This is a genomic window from Pseudoalteromonas sp. Z9A4, assembly GCF_011378845.1.
Taxonomy (GTDB): domain Bacteria; phylum Pseudomonadota; class Gammaproteobacteria; order Enterobacterales; family Alteromonadaceae; genus Pseudoalteromonas; species Pseudoalteromonas arctica.
The window spans coordinates 104,940-117,579 of record NZ_WTLA01000002.1 but is presented as its reverse complement, the minus strand read 5'-3'; the positions used below and the strand labels follow the sequence as shown (position 1 = coordinate 117,579).

At 40.8% G+C, this 12,640-nt stretch carries 12 protein-coding genes; 7 read left to right on the top strand and 5 right to left on the bottom strand.

From position 1 onward, the window contains the following. Positions 1-10: 10 nt before the first annotated feature. The 7 genes from fis (at position 11) to GQR54_RS02160 (ending at position 8,091) form a co-directional block, all read left to right on the top strand. Positions 11-301, top strand: a complete 291-nt coding sequence (fis, locus tag GQR54_RS02190; RefSeq protein ID WP_002957804.1) for a DNA-binding transcriptional regulator Fis — start codon at positions 11-13, stop codon at positions 299-301. A 191-nt stretch (positions 302-492) separates the two neighbouring features. Then, positions 493-2,079, top strand: a complete 1,587-nt coding sequence (gene purH / locus GQR54_RS02185; protein WP_166376406.1) for a bifunctional phosphoribosylaminoimidazolecarboxamide formyltransferase/IMP cyclohydrolase — start codon at positions 493-495, stop codon at positions 2,077-2,079. 106 nt (positions 2,080-2,185) lie between these two features. Then, positions 2,186-3,007, top strand: a complete 822-nt coding sequence (locus GQR54_RS02180) for a class I SAM-dependent methyltransferase (protein WP_166376405.1) — start codon at positions 2,186-2,188, stop codon at positions 3,005-3,007. A gap of 15 nt (positions 3,008-3,022) precedes the next feature. Then, positions 3,023-4,306, top strand: coding sequence for a phosphoribosylamine--glycine ligase (gene purD / locus GQR54_RS02175; protein WP_024590607.1), 1,284 nt, complete (start codon positions 3,023-3,025; stop codon positions 4,304-4,306). Positions 4,307-4,418: 112 nt separating this feature from the next. Next, positions 4,419-6,959: an EAL domain-containing protein gene (locus GQR54_RS02170; protein WP_166376404.1), complete on the top strand. Its 2,541-nt coding sequence runs from the start codon at positions 4,419-4,421 to the stop codon at positions 6,957-6,959. A gap of 22 nt (positions 6,960-6,981) precedes the next feature. Then, the gene (locus GQR54_RS02165) at positions 6,982-7,791 is read left to right on the top strand and encodes a DUF2797 domain-containing protein (protein WP_010553372.1); all 810 of its coding nucleotides are present in this window, start codon (positions 6,982-6,984) and stop codon (positions 7,789-7,791) included. A 6-nt stretch (positions 7,792-7,797) separates the two neighbouring features. Further along, positions 7,798-8,091 carry a hypothetical protein gene (locus GQR54_RS02160; protein WP_165727127.1) on the top strand — a complete coding sequence of 98 codons (294 nt, stop codon included), beginning with the start codon at positions 7,798-7,800 and terminating at the stop codon, positions 8,089-8,091. Between the two features lie 13 nt (positions 8,092-8,104). Here the strand turns inward: GQR54_RS02160 and GQR54_RS02155 are convergent, their stop codons facing one another. From GQR54_RS02155 to GQR54_RS02135, 5 genes are all read right to left on the bottom strand, one after another. Continuing rightward, positions 8,105-9,022 (bottom strand): histone deacetylase family protein, encoded by a 918-nt coding sequence (locus GQR54_RS02155; RefSeq protein WP_166376403.1) that lies wholly within the window; start codon positions 9,020-9,022, stop codon positions 8,105-8,107. Positions 9,023-9,144: 122 nt separating this feature from the next. Continuing rightward, on the bottom strand, positions 9,145-10,686 hold the full coding sequence (locus GQR54_RS02150) for a serine hydrolase (RefSeq protein WP_165740632.1): 1,542 nt from the start codon (positions 10,684-10,686) through the stop codon (positions 9,145-9,147). 15 nt (positions 10,687-10,701) lie between these two features. Then, the gene (locus tag GQR54_RS02145; protein WP_166376402.1) at positions 10,702-11,184 is read right to left on the bottom strand and encodes a gamma-glutamylcyclotransferase family protein; all 483 of its coding nucleotides are present in this window, start codon (positions 11,182-11,184) and stop codon (positions 10,702-10,704) included. Between the two features lie 26 nt (positions 11,185-11,210). Continuing rightward, the gene (locus GQR54_RS02140) at positions 11,211-11,849 is read right to left on the bottom strand and encodes a LysE family transporter (RefSeq protein WP_007586498.1); all 639 of its coding nucleotides are present in this window, start codon (positions 11,847-11,849) and stop codon (positions 11,211-11,213) included. 11 nt (positions 11,850-11,860) lie between these two features. Then, a complete protein-coding gene (locus GQR54_RS02135) occupies positions 11,861-12,634 on the bottom strand; it encodes a hypothetical protein (RefSeq protein WP_007586497.1) in 774 nt (257 codons plus the stop codon). Between the last annotated feature and the right edge of the window lie 6 nt (positions 12,635-12,640).

The following is a 12,640-nucleotide window of genomic DNA, read 5'->3' as shown; positions in this document are numbered from 1 at the left end:
AGACTTAATAATGTTCGAACAAAACGTGACTTCTCCATTTATCACTAACCCTCATGTTCAGTCACACGAGAAACCGCAGCCATTGCGTGATGCAGTAAAAAAAGCTGTTCACCACTATTTAAAGCAGCTTAACGGTCAAGATGTGCAAGACGTTTACGACCTTGTTCTTTCAGAGCTAGAAGCGCCATTACTTGAAGAAGTGATGACATATACACGTGGTAACCAAACTCGTGCAGCAATTTTACTAGGTATCAACCGTGGTACTTTACGTAAAAAGCTTAAAAAATACGGCATGAACTAATATGCTGGCTGTGATTTATCACAGCTAATTATTAAAAAAGCACCCTAGGGTGCTTTTTTTATGCCCGTAGTTTAATAGCCGTGTTGCAAAATGCTCACCCTCATCGGCGCTTTATAAGTCGTTTTTTGAGTTGTAATCAGTTAAAATGCCCGCTTCTAAGCTAGCTCATTAACTGAGGAAATCAAACTACAATGGATACTCATCGTCCCATTCGTCGCGCACTATTAAGTGTGTCTGATAAAACCGGTATTGTTGAATTTGCCCGCGCACTAGAAGCGCAAGGCGTTGATATATTATCAACTGGCGGCACATGTAAACTACTTGCTGATAACGGCATAAAAGTGACTGAAGTATCAGATCACACAGGCCACCCTGAAATCATGGATGGTCGCGTAAAAACTCTTCACCCAAAAATTCACGGCGGCATATTAGCCCGTCGCGGACAAGATGAAAGCGTAATGGCAGATAACAACATTTCTGCTATCGACATAGTTGTAGTTAACTTATACCCCTTTGCGAATACAGTCGCTCAAGAAAACTGCAGCCTTGAAGATGCTATTGAAAATATTGATATTGGCGGCCCTACAATGGTTCGTGCAGCCGCTAAAAACCACAAAGACGTAACAATCGTGGTAAACGCGAGCGACTACGACCGTGTTATTAGCGAAATGCAAAACAACAATGGCTCTACTACGTATAAAACACGTTTTGACTTAGCGATTGCTGCTTACGAGCATACTGCACAATACGATGGCATGATTGCTAACTACTTCGGTAAAATGGTTCCTGATTACACCGAGGAAGCTGCTGTAGAGACTAAATTCCCACGTACTATCAATATGCAGTTCACTAAAAAGCAAGATATGCGTTACGGTGAAAACTCACATCAAGATGCTGCTTTTTATGTTGAAAGTGACATTGCTGAAGCATCAGTTGCAACAGCAACTCAATTGCAAGGTAAGGCCCTTTCGTTTAACAACATTGCAGATACCGATGCAGCACTTGAATGTGTTAAAGAATTTAACGTACCTGCGTGCGTGATTGTAAAACATGCTAACCCGTGTGGTGTTTCAATTGGGGACAATATTCTACAAGCATACGAGCGCGCTTTTAAAACAGACCCTACATCAGCATTTGGTGGCATTATTGCCTTTAACCGAGAGCTAGATGCAGCAACTGCACAAGCAATTGTTGATCGTCAGTTTGTTGAAGTAATTATCGCACCTAGTATTTCGAGCGACGCTGCAAAAATTGTTGAAGCTAAAAAGAACGTTCGTTTATTAGAATGTGGACAGTGGACAGGTAAAGCAGCTGGCCAAGATATTAAACGCGTTAACGGCGGTATTTTAGTTCAAGACCGCGATTTAGGCATGGTAACGCAAGGCGACTTAAAAGTTGTTTCTAAACGTCAACCTACAGAGCAAGAACTTAAAGATTTACTATTTTGCTGGAAAGTAGCTAAGTTTGTTAAATCAAACGCAATTGTTTATGCCCGTGACGGTATGACCATTGGTGTAGGCGCAGGCCAAATGAGCCGCGTATACTCAGCTAAAATTGCAGGCATAAAAGCTGCAGACGAAAACCTTGAAGTTAAAGGTTCAGTTATGGCGTCTGATGCGTTCTTCCCATTCCGTGATGGCATTGACGCAGCCGCAGCCGCTGGTATTACTGCGGTAATTCAGCCAGGTGGATCAATGCGTGATGAAGAAGTGATTGCAGCTGCTGATGAAGCTGGCATGGCAATGGTACTTACTGGTATGCGCCATTTCCGCCACTAATCACACAAAGGGTTAAACGTTGGTTTAACCCTTTTTGTTTGCTATAAATTCACGTATTCTGATTATTCAATAACCTATTTAAAATTATAATGTGAAGGAACAAACAATGAAATTTGCGCTAAAATCGCTACTTGTAGCCACACTAACGATGACATCGACTATGGCGCTTAGCCATAACCACGAATCGAGCCTTGAGCATGCACTTCAATCAAGCGAACGTAGCGCTAAAAACAGCGTTCGTGACGAATATCGTCACCCGGCTCAAACACTGGCATTTTTTGGCTTTAAACCAGACATGACAGTTGTTGAAATTGCGCCAGGCGGTGGTTGGTATAGTGAAATTTTAGCGCCAGCACTAAAAGAGCAAGGCACTTATTATGCCGCGCACTTTCCTGCTGATTCATCAGTTGGCTACTACCAACGCTCTCTTGCGGGCTTTAAACAAAAAGTAGCTGAAGATGAGCGCTTTAGTAGCGTTAAAATTACTGAGTTTGCACCTGTAACACATTTAGATATTGCGCCAGCTGGCAGTGCCGATATGGTTTTAACTTTCCGTAATGTGCATAACTGGTATATGGGCAAAGATAAAAGCGGTGCATTAAGTGCTTTTCAAGCTTTTTATAAAGCCCTTAAACCAGGTGGTACATTAGGTTTAGTTGAACACCGTTTAGCTGAAGAACGTGCTGACGAAGATCAAAAAACATCAGGTTATATGAAGCAGAGCTACGTAGTAGACCTTGCTAAACAAGCTGGGTTTGAATTAGTAGCAAGCAGTGAAATAAATGCAAATCCAAAAGATACAGCCGATCACCCTAAAGGTGTATGGACGCTACCACCAAGCTTAAGACTCGGCGAACAAGATGCTGACAAATATAAAGCCATTGGTGAAAGCGACCGCATGACGCTGAAATTTAAGAAACCGCTTTAAATAGGAATTTTCGCCATGAATGTTTTAGTCATTGGCAGCGGCGGCCGCGAACACGCACTTGCGTTTAAAGCCGCTCAAAACACCAAAGTAAATACTGTATTTGTAGCCCCTGGTAATGCAGGTACTGCACTTGAACCAAAACTTGAAAACGTAGCAATAAACGTTGACGACTTAGAGGGTTTACTTAGTTTTGCACAGCAAAACAATGTAGAGCTTACTATTGTAGGTCCAGAAATACCGTTAGTACTGGGTGTTGTTGATAAGTTTCGTGAACATAACATGGCTATTTTTGGCCCTACAGCGGGCGCAGCCCAGCTTGAAGGCTCTAAATCGTTTACTAAAGATTTTTTAGCACGCCACAATATTCCATCGGGCGATTATCAAACGTTTGAACAGATTGACCCAGCCCTTGCTTATTTAAAAGAAAAAGGCGCGCCAATTGTTGTAAAAGCAGATGGTTTAGCTGCGGGTAAAGGCGTAATTGTAGCCATGACGGAAGCCGATGCCGAAGATGCTATTCGCGATATGCTTGCGGGTAATGCTTTTGGCGATGCGGGAAGTCGTGTTGTTATTGAAGAATTTTTAGATGGTGAAGAAGCGTCTTTCATTGTAATGGTTGATGGCAAAAATGTATTACCATTTGCTACCAGCCAGGACCATAAACGCGCTTACAATGGCGATGCCGGTCCTAACACGGGTGGCATGGGTGCATACTCACCTGCGCCAGTTGTTACGGATGAAATCCACCAGCGTATTATGAACGAAGTGATCTACCCTACGGTAGAAGGCATGGCAAGCGAAGGCCATCCGTACACCGGCTTTTTATACGCAGGTTTGATGATTGACGAAACAGGTACCCCTAAAGTAATTGAGTACAACTGTCGCTTTGGCGACCCTGAAACCCAACCAATGATGCTACGTTTACAATCAGACCTAGTTGAATTGATTGAAGCTGCTAACCGTGTAGAACTTGATAAAACAACAATTAAGTTTGACCCACGCGCAGCCGTTGGTGTTGTACTTGCAGCTAAAGGCTACCCTGGTGATTACCCTAAAGGTGATGCTATTTCGGGGCTAAAAGTTGATTACCCTGCGGGTGAGAAAGTGTTTCATGCGGGTACTAAGCAAAGTGGCAATGACGTTGTAACCGCAGGCGGTCGCGTATTATGCGCAACAGCACTTGGTAATACAGTTACGCAAGCGCAGCAGCGCGCCTATGAGCTTGTTAAACAAATTAGCTGGGATGGTATGGAATATCGTACTGATATCGCTTACCGTGCTATTGCACGCGAGCAGTAGCCTATAATACCTATTCATTGGTATAACCAGCTAATTTAACTGAAAAAGCGCAGTTTCCCTGCGCTTTTTTAGTGCTACACTAATTAAAATATTTTTAAAAAGTACATAAACGTTGGAACTAAGAACTTTACGTTATCATGCAATTGCTGTTGCCATACTGATATTTATATTTTTTATAATCAGTACATTGGCATCAAACTTAGTCGTGCCTACACGATATACAATTGATAAAACGGCTCCAATGTACCTCGATTACGCCTACTATATTGACGAAACTAAAACTAAAACATTCGATACCATCATCAACCAGCCTGAATTACTTACTCATCAACCATTTTCAGATGTTCCATGGAGTTTTAGCCAGCAAAACTATTGGTTGTTTCTTGATTTAGAAAATAAAAGCCTTAACAAGCAAAATGTTGTGGCACATTTTGACAACCCTATGGTCGATCACCTTACGGTTTATCGCCTCGATAAAAACAACAAACTAATTGAAACATACAAACTCGGCGATAAAGAAGAAGCCCTATCTTTATTTGAATACAGCGTACCGCATATTCGTTTTTTAGTAGAAAGAAAATCGTCACAGCGCCTAGTAATGAAAATAGACACAGTCGGCATAAGTAAAACACCTGTAAACTTATATCGTGATAAAGAGTTTATTGACTTAGTGCGCTCTCAAACTGGGATCTGGGGTATTTTTGTAGGCGTGCTATTGATGGCTGCGCTTTATAACTTGGTGCTTTATTTTGGCATAAAAGACCGTGTTTATTTAATTTATATTGGATATATCATTAGTGCTATTACACTAATGGGTGCAGTGCTGGGCTTTGGTTTTTATTTATGGCCTAAGCAATGGCAGCTCTTTATTCACGAACAAGTTGTGTTTAGTAATTATGGGGTCGCCTTTTTCACCCTTGCTTTTTGCACCATGTTTTTACGCTATCATAAAGATAAATGTTGGCGTTACAAAATGAGCATAGCTCTACTTTGGCTTATGTTTGTTCTTGCTGTATGTAGCTTGTTTATTCCTGAAAATATAGCGGCTCCTATATTTTTTGGTGTAATGGTACTGCTTTACATTACCTGTATTATTTTAATATATAACAAGTTACGCAGTGGTTTTAGATGGGCTAAGTTTTATGTTTTATCATGGATACCGCTAATTTTTGGTGCGGCAATTCAACCCATGGAACTCACTGGCGTTTTACCGTATACCTTTACAACTCGCCATGCCTTTTTAGTTGCTATTTTGTGTGAAGTTATTTTGATGGCAATGGCATTAGCAGATCGGGTAAGGTATCAGCGAGAACGTGCGCTTTACCATGCAACGCACACACAACAAACAAGGTTACTTAATAGCTCCAAGCTAAAGCAGGCATTTATGGCACTACAAAGCCAAAATCGCTCAACAACTTTATGCTTAATAAAAATACGTCACTTTAATTCGCTCAATACGATTATTACCTCTTCTCAGGGCTACACACTTATAAAGCATGTAGCCAAAGAGCTTGAATTAGAACTCAGCCATGAACGTGAATTTACAAACCTCGAAACAGATTTAAACACCAGTCCTCGCTTAGCCGATTTAAGCAGTGGTGTATTTGCCTGTATTTCTACAAAAACACAAAACCAAGAAATGCTAGAAACACTACTAACTAAAATTATTAGTAGCCTACCAAAAAAATATGAAATTAAAGGGTTGAACCTGCAGCTTAGCTACAGCATAGGTATTAGTAATGCTGGTAAGAGTAACGATTTTGAATATTGGTTAAAGCGAGGTTATTTAGCGCTTAAAAGAGCAAAAGGTAGCATTAATCAAGTTGGGTCATCGTCAAACGGTAATAATCTAATGATGGACGTTGCTTTAGCCGCTAAGTTGCAACTAGCCATCAAAACAAATCAACTAGCTCTTTACTACCAACCGCAAATAAACTTATTGAGTAACCAAGTAAGTGGCGCTGAAGCTTTATTGCGTTGGCCCGACCCAACTTACAGTAACTTATCAATTGAAGAGCTAATAATACTTGCTGAGCATACCGGTATTATTAACGAGCTAACACTGTGGATAATAGAACAAGCTTGTAAAGACATTGTTGAGCTTATAAAAGATGGTTATAACGAGCATACAATTAGCGTAAATTTAAGTGCTAAAAATCTAACTATAAATAACTTGGCAGAAAAAGTAGAAAACATTTTAATTAAATATCAAGTACCGGCTTACTTACTTAAATTTGAGCTAACAGAGTCAGCCTTCGTAGATAGCCAAGATGCACTTATAAAATTAGTTGATGAGTTAACAGCGTTGGGTATTAAAGTGGTATTGGATGACTTTGGGACCGGCTACGCATCACTTAGCTACTTAGTTACTTACCACTTTAGTGAACTTAAAATAGATAAGTCATTTGTTTTTGATTTACCTAATAATCCAACTCATCAAGTTATTGTACAAACAGCCATTGATATGGCGCATAATCTCAATTTATCAATAACAATTGAGGGGGTAGAAACCCAAGAAATCCATCACTTACTCAAGGATATGAACGCTGATTGCGCCCAAGGTTACTTATACGCAAAAGCACTGCCTTACACCGACTATTTACACTTCTTAAAAAGCCAATATAGCTTAAAAATGTTAGACTCCTCTTTTTAACATCTTTAGGGGCCAAGTAAAGATGCAAGGCACACTGCGTAAATTAAAATCGAGCTTAACCGAACCAGTACAATATCACTTACCTGTAGGTGAACACCTAGTAGACTTAAATGCATTTATAGGTAAGGAGCTTACGCTTACCTTTAGTGGCACTATTTTATGTTCTAACTGCGGTAAAAAAACCAAAAAAAGCTATTCTCAAGGTCACTGTTTTGTATGCATGCGCAAGCTCGCTAGTTGCGATATGTGTATTATGAAACCAGAAACCTGCCACTACGATCAAGGCACTTGCCGAGAGCCACAGTGGGGCGAAGAAAACTGCATGATCCCACACTATGTATATCTCGCTAACACCTCTGGGTTAAAAGTAGGTATTACCCGCCACACACAAATACCGACTCGTTGGGTTGATCAAGGCGCGACTCAGGCATTACCTATTTTTAAAGTGCAAACTCGCCTGCAATCAGGTTTAGTGGAAGTTGCATTGGCTGAATTTATTGCCGATAAAACGAATTGGCGCAATATGCTAAAAGGTCAAAACGAAGCAATTGACTTAAAAGCAGCTGCAGCCGAGCTGATCCCACAAATTAGTGAAAAGCTAAACGAGCTCAGTGAATTATTTGGCGCAACAGCAATAGAACAACTTGATGAAGATGTAGTTGATTTAAACTTTCCAGTAACCGAATACCCAACAAAAATCAGCTCATTTAACTTTGATAAAGACCCTGTTGTAAGTGGTGTTTTACAAGGTATTAAAGGCCAGTACTTAATTTTTGAAAAAGGCGTTATTAATATTCGTAAATTTACGTCTTATGAAGTAACCGTAGGCTAACGGGCTATGTTAAACAGCTATCCACAGTTATTGGTTATTTATAATGAGCTTGAGATAGCCCATAACCAACAAGAGCAACAAGAGTGCTTACACAGCGTTATGCAAAGTGAACTAAGCGATGTGCGAGTACTTAATAAGCAAGGTGACTACCTTAATTTACAAGGCACTGCTTGCCCTGAATTGAATGGCGAGCAACTAGCACAGTTTGTTACAGCTTACTTATTAAATGAAGGACAATGCTGCCTTGGTAAAATCAAAACCCTAAGCACAGCGCAGGCGTTTGATTTATTAGGGCTATAAACACTCTCTTTATTTAAACCTCAGTAAGCACTTTTATATGCGCTACAGCACTGCGACCTAAAGCTGATAGCGCATAGCCACCTTCTAAGTACGAAATAACACCTTTGCAGCCGCCCTCTTTAGCAACACCACATAGTTGCTCGGTAAGCCAAATGTAGTCATCCTCTACAAACTTTAAGCTCGCCATATCATCTTCTAGGTGTGCATCAAACCCTGCGCTTATAAAAAGTAATTCAGGCTTAAACGCTTTTAATTTTGGTAACCATTGCCCAGTAAACACCTCTTTTAGGTCGTCGCCATTACTAGCAATTGGCAGAGGTGAATTAACTATATGACTATTATTTTTAACCGCTGTATTTGGGTAAAACGGATACTGAAATAACGAACAAAGCAGTACGTTTTCGTCATCAATAAAAATGTCTTGTGTGCCATTCCCATGGTGTACATCAAAGTCAGCAATCGCAATGCGCTTAACCCCTTTGCTTTGAGCGTACTTAACGGCAATAGCTAAGTTATTAAACACACAAAACCCAGATGATGAATCTTTATTAGCATGATGCCCTGGCGGGCGCACAGAACAAAAAGCAGCATCGAGTTTATCAGCAAGTATTTCGTCAACAGCTAACAATCCGGCACCTACTGCCCGCTCAATCGCTTTAAACGAATCGGGGCACAACCACGTATCGCCATCTAAATTAGCGAGTCCTTCGGTTGGTAGTGTAGTTTCTACGTGTTTAACTAAAGCCTCATCGTGAGCAAGTAAATAATGCTCACGCTCGGCCTTAGGTGCCTGCAGGTGTGTTAAGCCAACATCTACACCGCTGGCTAATAACCTGTCGGTAATTGCATCTAAGCGCTCTGGGCACTCAGGATGGTCGTCTATCATTTTATGTTTACGGCAATGAGGGTGTGAAATAACTGCAGTACGCATAAAATGCTCCTAGCCAAAGTAAATTGAATGCTTAATATAACAAAGCCACCGACGGGTGGCTTTGCGACTTTGGTGTATATCGATACTTTAAATATCGATACCTTGAATATCAATGTTATTAGCTATTTTGCTTTTAAATGTAGGTTTCTAAAATCAAAGCTAAAGTCGGTAATTTGTGTTGATACTGCACGCATTTTAGCGCTGTTTACACGGTTTTGTGAGCTCATTTCAAAACGAATAAACGCATCCGCCTCAAGTAGCTTTTCATCCCACTTAACTATAAATGTATTTCCAGTGTAATGCTCAAGTGTGCCCTTTAAGCGCTTAGTATGCGTAAAATCAATATGCAATTTACTATCAAGTTGTTCAATAATTACATCGCCATACCAATCATCGTGTAATGTACCGGTGTAATTAATGTTTGGTAATTGTGGTTGGTAGTCAGCGGGGGCTTCTGGTTTTGCATTAGCGTACGCCTGTTGTTTACCTTCAAAATGACTTTTAGCTAAATCCTCTACCCAGTCTTTATCTTCGAGCTCAAGTGCATCTTCAAGTACTTCATGGGTTACTGCCGAAAGTGCACCGAAAGCTTGTTGATTAGATAAAATAACAATACCGAGTTTTTTCTCAGGCAATAAAGTAACTTGCGATACCATCCCTAAAATACCACCGCCATGACCTAGCTTTTTAAAGCCGTGGTAGTCTTCAATACTCCAACCTAACCCATAACCCCTAAACTGCTGATGATACGATTCAAACGCACTTTTAGACGCCATAGACGTAATATGTGGGTGCCACATTTGCGCTTGTTGCTTTTCGCTAAACAGCTGCTCGCCACTTGGCATTTTACCGCCCGCTAATTGCGTACGAAGCCATTGGCTCATGTCGCTTACACTTGAAGCAATGGCACCTGCGCCTCTAAAATCTTCTAAGTAATTCACAAAAAATGGATGAAGCGTGCCATCCATAGGAATATGACCTGTCGCCCAGTTTTTATTACTTTTTGGAATACGTGAAAATCCCGCGCGTGAGTTATCCATGTGCAGCGGCTGTAATATATTTTTTTCGATGTAATCGTTCCAGCTGATACCCGATACACGTGCAACCACCTCACCAGCGGTAACAAACATCAAGTTGTTATAAGCGTATTTACTACGAAAACTGCTCGCTGGTTTTAAATACTGTAATCCCGCTAAAATTTCATCAACTGACTTGTCAGTACTTGGCCAAATCATTAAATCGCCCTGCCCAAGCCCTAGCCCACTGCGGTGACTTAATAAATCACGAATACGCATTTCGCGTGTTACGTATGAGTCGTATAATCTAAACTCTGGTAAATGATCAATTACGCGGTCATCCCAGCTTAACTTCCCCTCATCAACCAACTTGGCAAGCGCTGCTGTTGTAAACGCTTTCGTGTTTGAAGCAATACCAAACAAGGTGTCTTTGTTTACTTTTTTGTTGGTATCGAGATTAGTTACACCAAAGCCTTTAGCAAATATTACTTTATCGTTTTCAACAATGGCGACTGCCATACCGGGTACGTCAAAACGCGCCATTGACGCTTTAATAACGTCGTCAATTTTGTTGGTATCAACTTGTGCCCAGCTACTAAACGAAGTGCCTGCTAGTAGTGCAATTGCGGCAAGTTTGGTTAATTTCATATCAATCCTATTTTATTATTTTTGATGAACTGCAAATTCAATTGCTGCGCGCTCTTGATTGGTATCGCTTTTTTGTGCGCGATTTAATATCGCATCACTGTATTCTTTTGGTACGCCCGCTTCAAGTGATCCGCGATGAACGTGTTTTATGTACCAATCGTATGGGAGTACATCGCTGCCGTGGGTATTAGCTATATAACAATGTGCAGTTACAGTCTCACCCGTTAGAAGCGTTGGGGCTATATCTACGCAGTCGTAACCTACGCCCTCAATACCATCTAAAATAACTTTTTCATCTTCATTAAGCTCATAAATAACGCCGTAAACCAGCGCGCCTTCTTTATCGCTTGGGCAAATACTGCATTTGCCAGAGCCATCTTTAAATAGCATATCAAAAGTTAGCTCGTAACCTTTAAGTACCGCTGTTCCTACACGCTTTACATTAGGTAAGCGCGCTAACAAACGATTAGAGCCAAACGAAAAATTATATAACGGCATTTTATCTCCTGTACTTTTTAAATAAGTTAAATAACAACACGTACTGCAAGAGCAATTAAAATAACGCCAATTCCACGGTCAAACCAATAACCGCGTTGTTGGAAAAAACCCCTTACATTATTTCTAGAAAGTATTATTGAAAGCATTGAAAACCACGCCCAAGTAGCCAATGCCATGTACACACCGTAACCGACCTGTACGCTAGTCGGTGTTGTTGGGCTAATCACGAGTGTAAATAACGACATAAAAAATAACGTGGCTTTTGGGTTTAATGCATTTGTGAAAAAGCCGCGCCTAAAAGCAAGCCAAACGGATTCTTCTTGGACGGTTTTGTTTTCAACATCTTTTGCAGCCTCGCCTTCATTACTTGCTGGAGGTTTTGCAGCTCTGAGTGCTTGTACGCCTAAATAAGCTAAATATGCACCGGCAAGATACTTAAGCGCCATAAATAAACTAGGCGATTGCGTTAAAATAAGCGCAACACCTAAAACGCAATAGGCAACGTGCAGTAAAATAGCAGCGCCAACACCGGCGCTTGTCCACAATGCATTGCGCCTTCCTTGTTGCACACTTTGCTTAAGTACTACGGCAAAGTCAGGCCCTGGGCTTGCTACTGCAAAAAAATGAGCAATAACAATCAGTAAAAATTCATCTAAGTATTCCACGCAGATCCTTGCTAGTTTGGCGAATAAGCTAATAACAGCGGGTTAGCCGAGTTATTTACCAATGCTTTAATTTCTTTTTGTGCTTTTTTGAACTGACCACGTAAATGCGGCTTTAAATGTTTTTTAGACACTTTATCGTTTTTAAAGTAACTAATCAGGGCATGCATAAATACCGTATGTGTTTCACTTAACTTAGCTTCACGGTTAGCGTATGGATTATAACAAGAGCCACAACCGCCTTTAAACTGATACACCGTGTTGCTCATCATCACACCAAATCCTAAAAAACAGGCAAGTGCATCGGCAGCTTGTGGTAAATACTCCCTACCGCCTGGCGGTAGCACCCCAACGTGATGGATAAGTATGGTGGCCAGAGTACCCGCATAACTAGCCACTAAATCTTGTGGCTGATTAATCTGATTAGGATTAAAAGAGATACTGACCTTATGGCTTGGCGGCACAATTAGATGGCTGCCTTCGCCACGTATTTCATCACTAAATTCAAAGTGCGGAAAAACTTGCGGTTGTAACTGCTGAGGTGCGACTAATTGAATAGGCCATGCATTCATACCCGCGTAATTAGTAACGCGGGTAAAAACATTACTCGCCATTTCCTCAATGCTCGATACCGAATCAGGGAAAAAAGTGGCCGTTGGCAGTATTATTTGAGTGTGCTTTGTAAAAAACTCAGCATCAAAATTTTCTACAGCCCAAATAAATGTATCAATAAGCCATTGCTGCTCTTGATCTTCCAATAAAGGTGCCGATTTAAATAAAGCTAACATAAGGTG

Bases quoted from the DNA above. Each gene is read 5' to 3' on its own strand.
- purH (WP_166376406.1), top strand. From the start codon at position 493: ATGGATACTCATCGTCCCATTCGTCGCGCACTATTAAGTGTGTCTGAT.
- GQR54_RS02160 (WP_165727127.1), top strand. From the start codon at position 7,798: ATGTTAAACAGCTATCCACAGTTATTGGTTATTTATAATGAGCTTGAG.
- GQR54_RS02155 (WP_166376403.1), bottom strand. From the start codon at position 9,022: ATGCGTACTGCAGTTATTTCACACCCTCATTGCCGTAAACATAAAATG.
- GQR54_RS02180 (WP_166376405.1), top strand. From the start codon at position 2,186: ATGAAATTTGCGCTAAAATCGCTACTTGTAGCCACACTAACGATGACA.
- GQR54_RS02145 (WP_166376402.1), bottom strand. From the start codon at position 11,184: ATGCCGTTATATAATTTTTCGTTTGGCTCTAATCGTTTGTTAGCGCGC.
- fis (WP_002957804.1), top strand. From the start codon at position 11: ATGTTCGAACAAAACGTGACTTCTCCATTTATCACTAACCCTCATGTT.
- purD (WP_024590607.1), top strand. From the start codon at position 3,023: ATGAATGTTTTAGTCATTGGCAGCGGCGGCCGCGAACACGCACTTGCG.
- GQR54_RS02135 (WP_007586497.1), bottom strand. From the start codon at position 12,634: ATGTTAGCTTTATTTAAATCGGCACCTTTATTGGAAGATCAAGAGCAG.
- GQR54_RS02165 (WP_010553372.1), top strand. From the start codon at position 6,982: ATGCAAGGCACACTGCGTAAATTAAAATCGAGCTTAACCGAACCAGTA.
- GQR54_RS02150 (WP_165740632.1), bottom strand. From the start codon at position 10,686: ATGAAATTAACCAAACTTGCCGCAATTGCACTACTAGCAGGCACTTCG.